Here is a 16,344-nt window from a genome sequence, read left to right on the forward strand (position 1 = left end):
GTCAATTCAGCGCTGGCAAGTACTTTTCAAACCACACCAGCGCACGCTGCAGTACATCGCGCTGATGGCTGGCATCAACGAAGTGATGCCCCTCGTTCGGATACACCACCAGCGAGGTGGGCACGCCTTGCGCGCGCAGCGCATGCCAGTACTCGAATGACTGTGGCGCGGGGCATTCCGCATCGCGATCGCCGACCACAACCAGCGTGGGTGCCTTCACCTGTTTGATGAAGTTGATGGGCGAGCTCTTCGCGTAGACCGCCGCATCGTCGTACACGGACGCGCCAAAGAACGGAATCATCCACTGATCGATCAGGTTCTGGCCGTAATAACTCTGCCAGTTGGCGATACCTGCACCGGCGACGACGGCACGGAAACGCTGGGTTTGCGTGGGTATGAACATGCTCATGAAGCCGCCGTAGCTCCAGCCGGTAAGGCCGAGGCGCTTGTCATCCACCGGCAGCTTCTTTTCGATGGTGTCGATGCCGGCGATGATGTCGCGCAGATCGCCGTGACCGAAGTCTTTGCGGTTGGCCTGGACGTAGGCCTCACCCTGGCCAAAGCTGCCGCGAGGGTTGGGCATGAACACGAAATAGCCCAGTGCGGAGAAGGGTACGCCGCCGAAGCCGACGCTGGGCCAGCGCGGTATCACGGCCGCCGACGGGCCGCCGTGCACGTTGACGATCATCGGATACGACTTCTTGGCGTCGTAGTTGGCTGGATACAGCAGCCAGCCTTGCACGTGGCGGCCTTCGTTATCCCATTCCACCGACTCGGCCTTGCCCCAGCCGGGTTTCAGCGCAGCATTGATGGCCGTAACGGCAGCGGGCGGCGTATCACCAAGCGTGCCTGCGTAGACCTCAGGTGCGGCGGCGTAGGAGCTCTGCACAAAGGCCACTTTGCGATGGTCAGCAGAGAGCGACAACGCCATCGAATCGCTGCCGTCGCTGATGCTGGCGGGCAGGGTGAATAACGTGCGCGTCGCCGTCGCTTTGTCGCCGGTCACGGCATAGGTGGCGACCTGGCTCTGGCCGTTGCTGACCTGCGAGACCAGCCATTGCTGCGCGTCGGTCCAGGTGAACCATGCGGGTGTCACGCGGATATCGGGCGTGAGGTTGATCGGTTCGCCACCCGTGCTGGCCACGGCATAGATATCGCCGCCGGTGGAACCCTGATCGCTCATCAGGCCGCCAATGAAGGCGATGCGCTTGCCATCCGGTGACCAGCGCGGCAGCGCGATCTGCAGGCCGCGCAGTGAACCTTTGACGGTGGATGGATCAAGCACGGTGGTGGCCTTGGCATCGACCTGTACGTTCTGCGCATACAACTTCGCCAACCACCAGTTGTTGTCGCCCGGCGGCACCGCGCCAACGTAGGCGATGCGCTGACTGTCCGGCGCCCAGGCGAATTCGTAGACATAGGTACCGGCGGCGGTGAGCAGGCGCACGGCGCCACCCGTGGCATCCACCGTGGCTACGCGCTGCACTTCCAGGCCGTCCACACCGATTTCGCCCGCTGCCGGTTTGGCGGCGTAAACCGCGCTGGCGCGACGCGTGCCGTTGGGTACGTAGAGGAAGCCCACGGTTTTGCCATCCGGCGACCAGATCAGGTCCTGTGCCACGCCAGGCAAAGTGGCCGTGTGCCGGGGTGATTCCTCTGTCGAGGTATCGGCAACCAGCATGTCCTTTTGCTTACCGCCGTTGTTGCAGCTGGAGAGGAAGGCGAGATGACGGGAGTCCGGCGCCCAGGCCAGATCACTCTCATTGCATTCGCCGGTCTTGGCGTTGGTGAGGCGATGCGCGCCGCTGCCGTCTGCCTTGGCAACTTCAACTGCGTCCTTGCCGTTCGTGCGCACCACCCAGGCGAGCTGGTTGCCATCGGGCGAAAGCTGCACCGCGCTGATCTGGCGCACCTTGGCCAGATCACCGAGCAGCTGCTCGATGCGTGGGTCAACGTTGGTGGGCTTGGCCTGGATGGCGGGAACAAAGGCCGCTGCCATCACAAACGGCAGCAGGCGGGTGGCGTGTCGCATGGAGAAAGCCCGAGTTGCGTGGAAAGCCTCCAGCTTACAGGCGCAGGCGACCGCTGTAGGAGCGCACTTGTGCGCGACCGCGGCATGGGGGGCGCCTCGGTGTTGGGTTATGGCGAGAACGACGACGGAGATATCGACGCGGCTCTGCGGTCGCGCACAAGTGCGCTCCTACATTAGAACTGGGAAGGGCATCAATGCGCGGCAACGGCCTGCTGCTGGCGCGCTGCCTGCACCGCCGCGAGCTTCGCCTTGATCGCCGGCATCGCTGCCAGCGCGGCGCGCTCGCCTTCCAGAATCGCCTGGTTCTTTTGCTCGAAATCCGCCGAGCCGATCTGGTTCACCTTGGGGCGGATCACGATGTCCGCTCGCGCCAGCTCCTGCTCGCCAAGCTTCTGGCCCATGATGGCGATCGACTGACCGACGATGCCCAGCATGCCTTGCGGGTTGGTGCCGCTGGCCTTGCTGGAGATATCTACAGCGATCACCACGTCAGCGCCTAGCTGGCGCGCGGCATCCACTGGCACCGGGCTCACCACGCCACCGTCGACGTAGTGCTTGCCATTGATATCCACCGGTTCGAACACGCCCGGAACGCTGCTGGACGCGCGCACCGCCTGACCGGTGTTGCCGCGCACGAACACCGTGCGCTCACCGGTTTCCAGCTGGGTGGCCACGGCCGCAAACGGCACGTTGAGCCGATCCAGCGGACGGTTCTTGACCATCTGGTTGACGTAATCCTGCAGCTTCTGCCCTTGCACCACGCCACCGGAGAACAGCCGCACATCGCGAATCTGGCTTTGGTCCATGGCGGAGGCCGTTTCCTGGAGCTGGAACGGATCCATGCCGCCGGCATACAACGCGCCGACCACGCTACCCGCGCTGGTGCCCGACACCACGTCCGGATGGATGCCGTTGGCTTCCAGCATCTTGATCACCCCGATATGCGCAAAACCCTTGGCGGCACCACCGCCGAGCGCCAGACCAATACGCAGCTTCACCGGTGCCGGCGGCACCACGGTGACCGGTGGCGGGGTGGGCTTGGTGCTACCGAAGCAAGCGCACAGCACGAGGCTGGCGAGCATGGGCAGGAGGGGGCGAAGGCGGCGGGTGGACGTCATGTCAGGGGCGCAGGCGGCTGAGTGAAGGGTGGCCGGTCCGCTGATCCGTCAGGAGGCCGGTGGTTGGCGGGCGAGTGTACGACTGCCGGAGGGCGCCATGATGGCGGAATGGAGTGAGTGTTGGGCGGGCACTCAGCTGGCGCCAACTTCCACGCCCGTCATCCCCGCGAAGGCGGGAGGCGCTTTGCAACAGCGAAGCTGGTCATCCAGCGTCTTTCGTTCTTGCCTGGCACCCCAAAGGCACTGGATCCCCGCCTTCGCGGGGATGACGGTGAGGGGGGGATGTGCCCTTCTGGCAGCATCCCCCGTTTCGAATCACACCGCCGCGTCGGCCTCGACGTGGTAATGCGTCGCCACTTCCACTTCCTTCTTCGAGCCGAGGAACACCGGCACGCGCTGGTGCAGGCCGCTGGGCTGGAGGCCCATGATGCGCTCGCGACCCGTGGTGGCAGCGCCGCCGGCCTGTTCGACGATCATGGCCATCGGGTTGGCTTCGTACATCAGGCGCAGCTTGCCGCCCTTGGATTTGATCTTGGCGTCCAGCGGATAGAAGAACACGCCGCCGCGCGTGATGATGCGATGCACGTCGGCCACCATCGAGGCGACCCAGCGCATGTTGAAGTCGCGACCGCGCGGGCCGTCCTTGCCGGCCAGTAGCTCGCCGATATAACGCTGCATCGGTGCTTCCCAGTGGCGCTGGTTGGACATGTTGATGGCGAACTCGCCGGTTTCTTCCGGAATGCGAATGTCGCGGCGGCTCAGGATGAAGCTGCCCACTTCGCGGTCCAGTGTGAACTCATGCGTGCCGTGGCCGAAGGTCAGCACCAGCACGGTGGCCGGACCGTAGACCACATAACCGGCGGCCAGCTGGGTCGTGCCAGGCTGAAGGAAGTGCTCAGCCTTCGGGTCGGTCACGCCATCCGGGCAGCGCAGCACCGAGAAGATGGTGCCGACGGAGATGTTCACGTCGATGTTGGAGCTGCCGTCCAGCGGATCGAACAGCAACAGGTGATTGCCCTTCGGGTACATGTCGGGGATCGGCTGCGGGTCTTCCATTTCCTCCGACGCACAGGCGGCGAGCTGGCCACCCCAGGCGTTGGCTTCCAGCAGGATCTCGTTGGAGATCACGTCCAGCTTCTTCTGCGCTTCGCCCTGGATGTTGCCGGTGCCGGCCTCGCCAAGCACGCCGCCAATGGCGCCTTTGTTGGTGGCCACCGCGATGCGCTTGCACGCACGCGCCACGACCTCGATAAGCAGGGAAAGCTCGGCATGGATGCGGCCGGCGCGGCGTTCCTCGATGAGGAACTGGATAAGCGAGATGGACTTCATGACAAACCCGCAAGCAAAGGGACGCCTATTGTCCCGGGAGACCCCGTCGTTTGTCAGCACAAAGTGTGACCAGTGTGTTCATGTCCGTGTTCTGAAAACCTTTTCCTCCCAACCACCCACGACGGCGTCCACCCTGTAGGAGCGCCCTTGGGCGCGACCGCGGCGCCGGGTTGGCGCCTCACCCGTTGGTTCTCGTGCCTCTGGATGCCGCCGGAAACGACAGGCCCTGTGGTCGCGCCCAAGGGCGCTCCTACAGAAGGTGGGTGGCACCCCTGCTGACAATACGTTGGCAGCAGGGGGTACCCACACTGTGCCTCGTCACAAGGAGGGAGTCTCATGCGCGACACGGTGTATTTCCTGGCATTCGACGGCTTTGCGGACTGGCACGCGGCGCAAGCCCTGTGCGAAATCCGCCGCCCGGGCGAATGGCGGCTGCAGACGGTGGGGTTTTCCATGCAGCCAGTGCTGTCGATGGGCGGGCTGCGGGTGGTGCCCGAGCTGACCCTCGATCAGCTGGACCTCAAGCGCGCAGCGCTGCTGATTATCCCGGGCGGCTACCTGTGGGAGCGCGGGCAGGGCGATGAAGCCGTGAAAGCTGCTCGCCGCGTGCATGCCGCGGGCGCCCCGGTGGCCGGCATCGATAGCGGTGTGCTGGCGCTGGCCCGGGCTGGCCTGCTGGATGCTTGCCGTCATACCGGCAGCTGGCCCGGGCATATTGCTGCCCACGTGCCGACCTATGCGGGAGTAGACCAGTACGACGCCCAGGTGCTGGCCGTCAGCGATGGTGGCGTGATCACCGCCAGCCAGCTGGGCAGTGTGGAGTTCGCCCGCGAAGTGATCCGCACGCTCGATCTCTACAGCCCCAGTGACCGCGAACACTGGTACCGCCTGTTCAAGCACGCCCTGCCGCCGCCGTGGCTGGCAGGCGAACCCGCCGCTGTGGCGGCGTGAGGAGGGAGTCGTGGCATTTCCGATCGGAAAAATCCTGATGGCCTACCGGCCCCTGTATCTGCGTGGCCTGTTGATGGACGGCCAATACCGCCTGCCCGCAAGCGCACCAGCACCGGAGCAGGGAAAGAAAGTCAAAGCCAATCGCGAAGTGGTGGCCCAACGCATGCCGGCCGCCACGTCCAAGACCCTACGAGGAGCCAACGCATGACCCGTATTTATCAAGGCAGCTGCCATTGCGGCGCTGTTCGCTACGAGGCCGAGGTGGATTTCGCTGCCGGCACCGGACGCTGCAACTGTTCCATCTGCCGCAAGCTGCGCTATTGGGGCGCGAGGGCCAACCCCAAGACATTCCGGCTGATCAGCGGCGAGGACGCGTTGACCGACTACCAGTTCGGCACGAACAGCGCACACAATCTTTTCTGCCGTCACTGTGGCGTTCATGCCTTCCATCGTGGCTACATCGAGCAGATCGGCGGCGAGTATGTCTCCGTCAACGTTGCTTGCCTCGATGACGTCAGCGATGAGGAATGGGCATCGGCCCCGGTGCGTTTCGCCGATGGCCGCGACAACAACTGGCGCCAGACGCCGGCTGTTACCAGTTACTTGTGAACTGCGAGGTTGCCGCCATGAGCATCGAACGCGTCACCTTCTATCACGCGCCCAACAGCCGCTCTGGCGGTACCCGCGCCCTGCTCGAAGAACTGGGCGTGGAGTACGACATGCACGTGCTCAACTTCAAGAAGAACGAGCAGCGCGATTCGCACTACATGGCGGTGAATCCCATGGGCAAAGTGCCGGCCATCTGGCATCGCGGCGAGTTGGTGTCCGAGCAGCCCGCGGTGTTTCTCTATCTGGCGGATTTGTACGCAGAGAAAGGGCTGGCGCCGACCGTCGATGATCCGTTGCGCGGCCCGTACCTGCGCTGGATGGTGTTTTACGGTTCGTGCTTCGAGCCCGCCATGGTGGATCGCGGCATGAAGCGCGAACCGGTGCCGCCATCGACCTGTCCGTACGGCGATTGGGACACGATGTTCAACACACTGGTGGCGCAGCTGGAACGCGGGCCCTACATGTTGGGTGAGCGCTTCAGTGCATTGGACGTGCTGTGGGGCAACGCGTTGCATTGGATGGTGATGTTCAAGCTGGCGCCGGAGTTGCCGGTGATCTGCGCGTATGTGGACCGGGTGATGTCGCGGCCGGCGCAGCAGCGCGCGATGGCGCTGGATGCGGCGTTGGCTGAGGCGCTGGCGGCTTGAGGCCATGTGTCATTTCCCCTCATCGTCATCCCCGCGTAGGCGGGGATCCAGTGCCCTTGCGCTTGTATCGCAAGGCCAAAAGACACTGGATCCCTGCTTTCGCAGGGATGACGTAATAGGGAATGCATGGCAGTTCTGTGGTTACCCAGCCATGCATCTCCCAAACCATGACTCCCGACGCTGGCCGCCGGCCCGTCGCTCGGCCATCATGTGCCGATGCGTCGTGCCGACCGGCTCTTCCTCATCATCCACGCCTTGCGCGGGCGTCGTACCGCGTTGCAGGCGCGCCAGCTGGCGGGCACGCTCGGCGTCTCGCTGCGCACGGTCTACCGTGACGTCGCCGACCTGCAGCTTTCCGGCGTTCCCATTGAGGGCGAGGCCGGCGTGGGCTATCTGCTGCGCAAGGGCTCGGACATCCCGCCGCTGATGTTCACCGCCGACGAACTCGAATCGCTGGTGGTCGGTACGCGCTTCGTACGCGCGTTCGCCGGCCAGAAGCTGGCGGAAAGTGCGCAGGCGGCGCTGCTGAAAATCGAAGCGGTGCTGCCCCCCGAGTTGCGCGAGCGTGCCACCAAGACGCGCATCTATGCGCCCATCTGGCGCGATCCGAACAAGACCGAGTTCGCCGCGCTGATCGACCGCCTCAACGCGGCCATCACCGATGGTCAGGTGCTGCGGCTGGACTACAGCGACGAAGCGGGACGCACGTCCACGCGTGAGGTCGAGCCGCTGTGCCTGTCGTTCTGGGGCGGCAAGTGGACGCTGGGTACGTGGTGCCGTTTGCGTGTGGGGTTTCGTAATTTTCGGCCGGATCGCATTGCCAGCTGCACGATTACGGGGGAGCGCTTTGGTGAGGTGGAGGGGCGCAATCTGGATGCTTATTTGCAGGCGATGCAGGGGTATTACGAGGGGATGGAGAGTTGAGCTTGGGTTCCCTCTTTCCCTTGGCTGAAGCGTAGTTCACTCCCTCTCCGCCCGGAGAAAGGGTTGGAGCATTGCCTCCTTCACGGTAGTGAGGGGCAGGTGCTCGCGGAAACGCGTGTTTCCCCCTCACCGCCATCCCCCGCGAAAGCGGGACATGCGCGCGGAACGTATGTCTCCCCTCACCGTCATCCCGGCGAAGGCCGGGATCCAGTGACTTTGCTTTGGGTTTTGCTTGAGCGCTACCGCCAGCGTGCCGCCTACGCGGCGGGCGTTTCGATCGTCTGCCGACGCTCGAGTCACTTTTCTTTTGCTGGCCCACGCACGCGCAGGAGCGCGTGCGAACGGCGAAGCCGGCCCGAAGGGCGAAGGGCAGGATGCCCGGAGTCAAAGTCCCACGGGGATTAGCTTCGCGTCAAAAGTAACCCAAAGAAAACGGCCTGATGAGCGGGGCTGCCTTAGCGTCGTGATTAATACGAGCCTTTGCGGCCGCGAAGCCCGGATCGTCACGATCGCCCGACACGCGGTACGGCTACACCGCAACGCGCCATCGCGAAGAGGACTTAAAGCGCAGGAGCGCTGCACGCTCCTAGCTCCCTCTCCCCTTGTGGGAGAGGGCTGGGGAGAGGGGGCCAATCTTGCGCCACCGCAAAACCTTGCCGTCATCGCGACCACTCCCCCTCATCCTCGTTCTTCTTTAGAGAACCAGCAAAACAACCAGATCAGCTACCCTCGACTCGCCCCCATCCCGGAGCGATGGATGTCCGTCACCAGCAACCCCGCGCTATCCACCTGGCGTCCCGACCTCATCGCCGGGCTTTCCATTGCGGGTCTGTTGCTGCCGGAGGCGGTGGCGTATTCCAGCATCGCCGGCTTGCCGCCGGGGGCAGGTGTGATTGCTCTGTTTGTCGGTCTGGCGACGTATGGGTTGCTGGGGCAGAGCCGCTACGCGATTGTCTCGGCGACGTCGTCGTCGGCGGCTGTGCTGGCGGCGGGTAGCCTCGCCCTGGCGGGCACGGACGGTGTTTCGCGCGCCGCAGTGGCTGCCACCTTGGTGCTGCTGGCGGGCGTATGTTTTCTGATCGCAGGCGCGGCGCGCCTGGGGGGCCTGTCGCAGTTGATCGCGCGGCCGGTGTTGCGCGGTTATACCTTTGGTCTGGCCTTCGTGATTGCGTTGAAGCAGCTGCCGCACCTGCTGGGTGTGGCTGGTTTGCATGGTGATTTCCTGCCGGCGTTGTTGGGCCAGTTGATCGTGGCGATTCCTCAGGTGAAACCAGCGGCACTGCTGGCGGGTGCGGTGGCGCTGGTGTTGCTGTTTGCGTGTGAGCACCTGAAACGTTTGCCGGGCAGTCTGTTGGTGATTGCGCTGGGTGTGGTGGCGTCGGGCTGGCTGGCTGCGCGTGGGGTGGAGCTGACAGGCGAGATTCGTCTTGCGGTCCCGCTGGAGTGGCCGACCTGGCCACAAAGCGGTCAATGGGTGCCTAGTGTCGAACTGGCAGCGGCGCTGTTGTTGATCCTGTATGCGGAGTCCTACAGCTCCATCCGTGGCTTTGCGCTGAAGCATGGCGATCGCGTGAATCCGAATCGCGATCTGCTGGTGCTTGGTGTGGCTAACGCCGTTTCCGGTGTGCTGCACGGCATGCCAGTGGGCGCGGGATATTCCGGTACCTCGGCCAACGAGGCGGCGGGTGCGCAATCGCGACTCGCAGGGTTGATCGGCGCGGCCAGCGTGCTGGTCTTGGTGCTGCTGGCGTTGCGCTGGATCGAGCGCATCCCACAGCCGGTGCTGGCGGCCATCGTGATCCATGCGGTGAGCAAGTCCCTGCGCCTGTCGATTTTTGCACCTTATCTGCGCTGGCATCGCGATCGGCTGGTGGCGTTGGCCGCCGTGCTGGGGGTGCTGTCACTGGGCATCCTCAACGGCTTGTTGGTGGCTATCGCCTTCAGCCTGGTGATGCTGCTGCGCCAGTTGGCGACGCCACGCATCAGCGTGTTGGGCCGACTCGGTGATGGGCACGACTTTGTGGACGTGAAGCAGCACCCGGACGCCACCCAGGTTCCGGGCATGCTGATCGTACGGCCGGAGGAGCCGTTGTTCTTCGCCAATGTCGAGGCGGTGCTGGCACAAACGCGACATCGGGTGGGGGCGACCCCAGACCTGCGGCGGGTGGTGCTCAGCCTTGAGGAGTCGCCGGATCTCGATGGCACTGCGCTCGAATCGCTCGGCGATTTCGCGGCCTGGCTGAATGCTCGTGACATCGAGCTGCGCGTGGCACGATTGAAGGACGATGCCTGCGATGCCCTGACACGCTTGGGGTCACCCCAGCTTCCGCCACAGGCGTTACAAGACTGGAGCGTGGACGATGCCGTGTTGGCACCGTTTTCAGGCACCTTTATTTCCAAGGGAAACACGAAGTGATCAAAGCGCAACGCATGACCTGGCTGGCCCTGGCCGCCCTGACACTGACCGCTCCGGCCTGGGCCGACCAGAATGTCGATGCCCGCTTCAAGCAGATCTACGAGCAGGAATGGGCATGGCGCAATGGCCAGTCCGGCATCTCGACTTCTGGCGAGGCGCAGCCCAATGGCGCGCGACTGGACAATGTGGATGCCGCCAGTCAGCAGAAGCGGCTGGATTACTGGCAAAAGGTGTTGAAAGACCTCGACAGCATCGACGTCAAACTGCTGTCGCCGGAAGAGCAGATCAATTACGCGGTGTACCGCGCGCAGATCCAGAACCTGCTGGCCGCGCAGCAATTCAAGCAGTGGCAGATGCCGTTCAACAGCGACTCGGCGTTCTGGAGCGAGCTGAGCGACGTGCTGGACAGCGATAACCTGCGTACCACCCAGGACTATCGCCATTACCTCGACCGGTTGGGCCAGGTGCCGGCGTACTTCCAGCAGCAGACCGACAACATGCGCGACGGCCTCGCACGCGGTTTCACGGTGCCGCGCGAAGTGCTCAAGGGGCGCGATGTGTCGATCGCTTCGGTGGCTGAGCTGAAAGACCCCACCCAGAGCAACTTCTACAAGCCGTTCGAGAAAATGCCTACGTCCATCGCGCCGGCCGACCAGGCGAAGATGCGTGAAGAGGCCAAGCAGATCATCAGCGCCAAGGTCATTCCGGCCTATGGCAGCCTGCTCACGTTCTTCCGCAACGAATACGTGCCCAAGGCGCGCACCACGCTGGCGGCCGAAGCCATGCCGGACGGCAAGGCGTGGTATCGCCAGCAGATCATCGAATACACCACGCTGGATCTCAGTCCCGACCAGATTCACCAGATCGGTCTGGACCAGGTGGAGAAGATTCACGCCGAGATGGTCAAGACCATGCAGGAGACCGGCTTCAAGGGAAGCTTCGCCGACTTCCTGCACTTCCTGCGTACCGACCCGCAGTTCTACGCCAAGACGCCCGACGAACTGCTGATGCGCACCTCATGGGTGGCCAAGCAGGTGGATGCGCAGCTCGGCAAGGAATTCGGCCGCCTGCCGCGCCAGCGTTTCGCCATCGTGCCGGTGCCGGCGGATATCGCGCCGTACTACACGTCGGGTCGCGGTGGCGCGGGCACCTACTTGGTGAACACTTACGACTTGCCGTCGCGCCCCCTCTACAACATGCCGGCGCTGACGTTGCATGAGTCCGCACCGGGTCACTCGCTGCAGCTGGCACTCGCAGCCGAGCAGCATGGCCAACCCGCGTTCCGTCGCGAAGGCTATATCTCCGCCTACGGTGAGGGCTGGGGCCTGTACTCCGAGTATCTCGGCAAGGAGATGGGCATCTACAAGACGCCCTACGAGCGCTTCGGTTACCTCACCTATCAGATGTGGCGTGCCACCCGTCTGGTGGTGGATACCGGCATCCACCATCTCGGTTGGACGCGCCAGCAGGCCATCGATTTCATGACGCAGAACACCGCGTTGTCCGATCGCGAGATCGCCAACGAAGTCGATCGCTACATCAGCTGGCCGGGCCAGGCACTGTCGTATGAGCTGGGTTATCTGAAGATGCTGGAGCTGCGCCAGAAGGCCGAGCAGGCGCTGGGACCGAAGTTCGACATCCGCCACTTCCACGACACCGTGCTGCAGATCGGCTCAGTCCCGCTGCCGGTGCTGGACAAGCGGATCGATCGCTTCATTGCGGAAGGTGGCCCGGAGCCGGATTTTGGCGGCGATGGCGGGAAGGAAACGAAGGCTCACTGACACGGTTATCCGTGCCAGCAGCCTGAGGGCTCTTTGTAGGAGCGCACTTGTGCGCGACCAGATGCCTCTCACGAAACTTCAGCGCGCGGTAACACCGCAGCGCTGAGGTCGCGCACAAGTGCGCTCCTACAGAAAAAGCAGGGCAGTTTTCAGGGCTTAGCTTTCCCAGTCTCCGCAAACCGCTGCAACCGCTGCAACTGATCCATCAACATGCCGTTGGCGGCCGGTGCGATTTTGTCCAGGCCGCTGGCGCTGGAGCCGTTGACGCGATACTCGAATTGCAGCGTCGTACCTTCCGGGGCTGGTTTCAACGTAAACGTCATGACGCCTTGCACGGCCATGTTCTGCATGGGCCCTAGTGCGGTATCGAGTCGAAGCAGGTGTCCCGGCGATGCCCAGATCACGCGCCCATGCGCCACGCTCTGGTTGGCCCAGCGTTCGCAGAAGCAACCGCCGGCTTCGGCCTGGATGCTCAGGTGTGAGGCGTCGCCGGAGTAGGTGTGCTCGCTGTTCCACCAGTGCCCGACATCGATGAGGGTGGCGTAGAGCTTGTCCGGTGGCACGTGAATCGCGCGCTGGTCTTGGATCAGCAAGTGGTCCGGGCCCGCCTCCTTCACTTCCGCCTGGGCGACGGATGCCAGCAAAGCCAGGGAAACCAGGGTGGCAAAGGCGCGGATAGGCATATCGGCGACTCCCGGGAACGGTGGCCGAGTATGCGGCTGGCCAGTATCCGCTGTGCACTAGCCGTAAGGCGGAGCGCGGGATACCCACTGGCGAAAAATTCACCAGTAAAGTAGACTCACTACTAACTTCACTGGGAGAGTTACGCCATGGCTGCTCATCTCCTGCCTGAAACCATCCCCGCCGCCGACCTGAGCGGCCCCGCGTTGCGCGCCTTCTTCAACCTGGCCGAACGCTGGAACCTGCGCATCGCTGACCAGCGCCGGCTGCTGGGCGACCCGCCGGAATCGACCTTCTACAAGTGGAAGCGCCTGCAGGGCGGCCTGTTGGGACGCGACACACTGGAGCGCATCAGCTATCTGCTGGGCATCTTCAAGGACCTGCAGATTCTGTTCCCCGACCCGCAGCAGGCAGATGGTTGGGTGCATCGCGCCAACCAGGCCACGCTGTTCGGCGGGCAATCGGCCATGCAGCGCATGTTGTCAGGCAACGTCGCCGATCTTTACGTGGTACGCCAATACCTCGACGCCCAGCGAGGCTAAGCATTTCTGTAGGAGCGCCCTTGGGCGCGACCGCAGAGCAGCGTCGCCACCCATCCGCGACGAGGTCTCTTTGAGCCCGACAGGTCGCGCCCAAGGGCGCTCCTACAGTGGGATCCCAACCACGTCGCAACCCCCGATACGCCGACTTGCGATACTCGCCTCCTCCAGCAGATCGCGCGAGAAGGTTCATGTCATGGCTGACACTCCCCCGCTCAAACGCATCCGCTGGAGCCACGCGTATCGCATCGTTCCCAGCCGCTTTCCGCCGATAGGCGTGTTTGATCGCATTGCCGCGCCCGGTGATCTGGAAGCGCTATACGCCATCGAAGCCATGACCAACCCGCGCCTGCGCGACGAAATGGGCGAGCTGCAGCTGGTGCCGCCGGAGCGGCGCGTCAGTGGTCCGGGCACCACGCCGGTGATGGCGGCCTTTACGCATCTGAACCCGGAGGGTAGCCGCTTCTCGGATGGCAGCTGGGGTGTGTTCTATGCCGCGCATAGCGTGGCGACAGCGGTGGAAGAAACCGTCTATCACCGCGAGCTATTCCTTGCAGCGACGTCAGAACCGCCGTGTGACATCGAAATGCGCTGTTACAGCACCAGCATCCAGGCGAAGTTGCATGACATCCGTGGTGGATGGAAGGCCGAGCACAGTCCCGACAACTACGCCGCGGGCGTAGCGTTGGCACGGCGGCTGCGCAACGCGGGCTCCGATGGCCTGGTCTACGACAGCGTGCGTCATCGCGGCGGCGAGTGTGTGGCGGTGTTCTATCCCGATCGGGTAGCGCCTTGCGTACAGGCGCAACACCTTATGTATCGCTGGGACGGCAAACGTATCGCCCAGGTGCTCACCGTCGATGAGTGGAAGCGTGGCTGATGAAAAGACGCCCTTAAAAAAAGGCCCCCCTTGCGGGAGGCCCGTCCAGCATCCATGCCAGTAACCCTTTGAAGGGTCAGAAGCGATAGCCGAGACTGACGCCGAAGACGATCGGGTTGATCTTGGCCTTGCCGACCTTGTCACCGTCGACCTTCACGTCGCTCTCGATGTTGACCCAGCGAACGTCTGCCGTGGCCAGCCACTTCTCGTTGATCTTCATGTCGAAGCCGACGCGTGCCGCCACACCGAAGCTGTTGTCGATGCTGACGTTACTGCCATACAGCGCACCGGCGCCCTTGGTGTTGTAGAAGTTGGTGTAGTTGAGGCCGACACCCACGAACGGTGACCAGTTGCTGTTGGGCATGAAGTGGTAGTTGAGTCCCAGGGTCGGCGGCAATTCCATGGTGCGTGCCACGGTGCCGACGCCATCCAGCTTCACGTCATGCTTGAACGGCCATGCCACGAGCAGGTCGACACCGAGGTTCGGGGTGAACATGTATTCGATGCTGCCGGTCGGGCGTGCGCTGCTGGAGGTGCTGGACTCGATGCCAGCCAGCTTGCCGGTGTTGTTCTGCGGAACGACGTCATGCACACCGAAGCGCACAACCCAGTTGTCGTTGGTATCAGCGTGAGCTGCAGGAGCGGCGACCGTGCCAAGTGCTGCGGCGATAACGAGGGGAAGCAGGACTTTCATGGATTTCATCCGTTGGTTTTTCTGCGGGGTGAATCCATGCTCGTAAGAATTTCGTTGTGCGCTTTTGATCTGAATCAAGCAGGTGTAGGGCATACGGCCGCAGGTTCGTCAGCCTTTAAAGCAAACGGCCCGCACAGGGCGGGCCGCTTGGCATGACGCTATGCGCAGTCATCAAGTGTCGGCGTTGGTCGCCCAGCCTTCGCGATTGCCGCGTGTAAACACGCGATCATTCTCCAGCACCGCTCCTGCGGCATGCGCGGGTTCTTCGCGCAGCTTGGCGTAGATCGGCGTGAAGTCGGGACGCGTTGCCTCAAACAACTGCTCGAAGCTGTCGATCACGAAGTACGTTTGCTGATAGGTGTCGATGCGGTAGCGCGCGCTCATCACACGCTCCAGACCAAAACCGATGCGATTGGGCGACGCCGAGTCGAGCGAGTAGATCGACTCGCCCTTGGAACTGACGATGCCCGCGCCGTAGATGCGCATGCCTTCCTTGGTGTTGATCAGGCCGAACTCCACCGTGTACCAGTACAGGCGCGTGAGATTCATCAGCGCTTCGGGGCCGATGGCGAACGCCTTCATGCCGCCGCGGCCATAGGCCTGCATGTAGTCGGCGAAGACCGGGTTGAGTAGCAGCGGCACGTGACCGAACAGGTCGTGGAACAGATCGGGTTCGCTGAGGTAGTCGAGCTGGTCGGGCTTGCGGATCCACCAGCTCACCGGAAAACGACGGTGGGCGAGGTGATCAAAGAACACTTCGTCCGGCAGCAGGCCTTCCACCGCCACCAGCTCCCAGCCAGTGGTGGCGCCGAGCACCTTGTTGAGATCGGCAAATTTCGGAATGCCGCCATCGCCCAGGCCGAAACGCTCCACGCCGTCCAGGAACTCCTGGCAGGCCCGGCCGGGCAGCATCTCGCGCTGGCGCTTGTACAGGGTGTCCCACACCTCATGGTCCGTGCGGGTGTAGTCCGACCACGGCTGCTCGACCACCCCGGTGGCATACACCGGCACATAGCCACGGTCAGTCTGCTGATGTTCGACGCGGCGGGGTGTGGTGGTGTCCATGGAGGCTCCTGGCGCTTAAGCCGTGATGTTGCTGGGGATAAGTCAGCATAGGGCCGTTGCCACGCACGAAGATTGTTTTGTTGCTTCCGCTGGAAGCATTTGCGCAATAATCATGCGCATAGGTGTCACAAATGGGAGTTTTATTGCCATGACCAACCTCGACCGTACCGACCTGCGTATCCTGGCCGTGCTGCAGAGCGACGGCCGCATTACCAACGCCGAGCTGGCCGAGCGGGTGAGCCTTTCGGCATCCGCCTGCCTGCGGCGGCTACAGCGCCTCGAGTCGGAGGGCATCCTCACCGGCTACTCGGCCCAGGTGGACCCGCAGGCGGTGGGGCTGGGGCTGGAAGCCTTCGTGCGTGTGCAGCTCAGCAAGCACGAAAGCGCCGCGGTGGAGCGCTTCGTTCAGCTGGTCAACGGCTGGGATGAAGTGGTGGCTTGCTACGCACTTACCGGGGACATGGACTACCTGCTGCATGTCTATGTGGCTGATCTGCAGGACTTTTCACGCTTCCTGCTGGACCGTTTGCTGAACGCGGCCGGTGTGGCTGACGTCAACTCAAGCTTTGTGTTGAGGACCGTCAAACGGTCAGCCGCTCTGCCGCTGGCTCAACTTGAGCGTTAAGGATAGGGATGCTCTGATCTATTCCACGTACCCGGCATGACGTCCAGAAGGCC

The 16,344-nt window shown here is 63.3% G+C and carries 16 protein-coding genes; 10 read left to right on the plus strand and 6 right to left on the minus strand.

What is annotated here, in order from left to right; genetic code table 11:
- Position 1: 1 nt before the first annotated feature.
- The 3 genes from AC0GUR_RS16595 to AC0GUR_RS16605 form a co-directional block, all read right to left on the minus strand.
- A complete protein-coding gene (locus tag AC0GUR_RS16595) occupies positions 2-2,032 on the minus strand; it encodes an alpha/beta hydrolase family protein (protein WP_472878612.1) in 2,031 nt (676 codons plus the stop codon).
- Between the two features lie 191 nt (positions 2,033-2,223).
- On the minus strand, positions 2,224-3,150 hold the full coding sequence (locus AC0GUR_RS16600; RefSeq protein WP_472878613.1) for a patatin-like phospholipase family protein: 927 nt from the start codon (positions 3,148-3,150) through the stop codon (positions 2,224-2,226).
- A 315-nt stretch (positions 3,151-3,465) separates the two neighbouring features.
- Positions 3,466-4,479 carry a class 1 fructose-bisphosphatase gene (locus AC0GUR_RS16605; protein ID WP_472878614.1) on the minus strand — a complete coding sequence of 338 codons (1,014 nt, stop codon included), beginning with the start codon at positions 4,477-4,479 and terminating at the stop codon, positions 3,466-3,468.
- Positions 4,480-4,815: 336 nt separating this feature from the next.
- Here AC0GUR_RS16605 and AC0GUR_RS16610 point away from each other — a divergent pair, with 336 nt between their 5' ends.
- The 7 genes from AC0GUR_RS16610 (at position 4,816) to AC0GUR_RS16640 (ending at position 11,807) form a co-directional block, all read left to right on the plus strand.
- A complete protein-coding gene (locus AC0GUR_RS16610) occupies positions 4,816-5,430 on the plus strand; it encodes a DJ-1/PfpI family protein (protein WP_472878615.1) in 615 nt (204 codons plus the stop codon).
- A 10-nt stretch (positions 5,431-5,440) separates the two neighbouring features.
- Entirely contained in the window at positions 5,441-5,638 is a 198-nt protein-coding gene (locus AC0GUR_RS16615) for a hypothetical protein (protein ID WP_472878616.1), read from the plus strand.
- Positions 5,635-6,039, plus strand: a complete 405-nt coding sequence (locus AC0GUR_RS16620) for a GFA family protein (RefSeq protein WP_472878617.1) — start codon at positions 5,635-5,637, stop codon at positions 6,037-6,039. The genes AC0GUR_RS16615 and AC0GUR_RS16620 overlap by 4 nt, the downstream gene beginning before the upstream one ends.
- A 17-nt stretch (positions 6,040-6,056) precedes the next feature.
- Entirely contained in the window at positions 6,057-6,686 is a 630-nt protein-coding gene (locus AC0GUR_RS16625) for a glutathione S-transferase family protein (protein ID WP_472878618.1), read from the plus strand.
- A gap of 216 nt (positions 6,687-6,902) precedes the next feature.
- A complete protein-coding gene (locus tag AC0GUR_RS16630; protein ID WP_472878619.1) occupies positions 6,903-7,610 on the plus strand; it encodes a helix-turn-helix transcriptional regulator in 708 nt (235 codons plus the stop codon).
- 757 nt (positions 7,611-8,367) lie between these two features.
- Entirely contained in the window at positions 8,368-10,026 is a 1,659-nt protein-coding gene (locus AC0GUR_RS16635) for a SulP family inorganic anion transporter (protein WP_472878620.1), read from the plus strand.
- 14 nt (positions 10,027-10,040) lie between these two features.
- Positions 10,041-11,807, plus strand: a complete 1,767-nt coding sequence (locus AC0GUR_RS16640; protein WP_472878707.1) for a DUF885 domain-containing protein — start codon at positions 10,041-10,043, stop codon at positions 11,805-11,807.
- A gap of 149 nt (positions 11,808-11,956) precedes the next feature.
- On the opposite strand, the gene AC0GUR_RS16645 is transcribed toward AC0GUR_RS16640, so the two are convergent.
- The gene (locus tag AC0GUR_RS16645; protein ID WP_472878621.1) at positions 11,957-12,490 is read right to left on the minus strand and encodes an SRPBCC family protein; all 534 of its coding nucleotides are present in this window, start codon (positions 12,488-12,490) and stop codon (positions 11,957-11,959) included.
- Between the two features lie 147 nt (positions 12,491-12,637).
- Here AC0GUR_RS16645 and AC0GUR_RS16650 point away from each other — a divergent pair, with 147 nt between their 5' ends.
- Positions 12,638-13,030, plus strand: a complete 393-nt coding sequence (locus AC0GUR_RS16650) for an MbcA/ParS/Xre antitoxin family protein (protein WP_472878622.1) — start codon at positions 12,638-12,640, stop codon at positions 13,028-13,030.
- A gap of 193 nt (positions 13,031-13,223) precedes the next feature.
- Complete coding sequence (locus tag AC0GUR_RS16655; protein ID WP_472878623.1) at positions 13,224-13,907, plus strand: RES family NAD+ phosphorylase; 684 nt, start codon at positions 13,224-13,226, stop codon at positions 13,905-13,907.
- A gap of 76 nt (positions 13,908-13,983) precedes the next feature.
- On the opposite strand, the gene AC0GUR_RS16660 is transcribed toward AC0GUR_RS16655, so the two are convergent.
- Entirely contained in the window at positions 13,984-14,601 is a 618-nt protein-coding gene (locus tag AC0GUR_RS16660) for an OmpW/AlkL family protein (protein ID WP_472878624.1), read from the minus strand.
- Between the two features lie 171 nt (positions 14,602-14,772).
- Positions 14,773-15,666, minus strand: a complete 894-nt coding sequence (phhA, locus tag AC0GUR_RS16665; RefSeq protein WP_472878625.1) for a phenylalanine 4-monooxygenase — start codon at positions 15,664-15,666, stop codon at positions 14,773-14,775.
- A gap of 148 nt (positions 15,667-15,814) precedes the next feature.
- Between phhA and AC0GUR_RS16670 the strand changes: the two genes are divergently transcribed.
- Positions 15,815-16,291 carry an Lrp/AsnC family transcriptional regulator gene (locus AC0GUR_RS16670; protein WP_472878626.1) on the plus strand — a complete coding sequence of 159 codons (477 nt, stop codon included), beginning with the start codon at positions 15,815-15,817 and terminating at the stop codon, positions 16,289-16,291.
- The last annotated feature ends 53 nt before the right edge of the window (positions 16,292-16,344 follow it).

It is taken from the genome of Dyella sp. PARNA 12/25, from assembly GCF_055702865.1.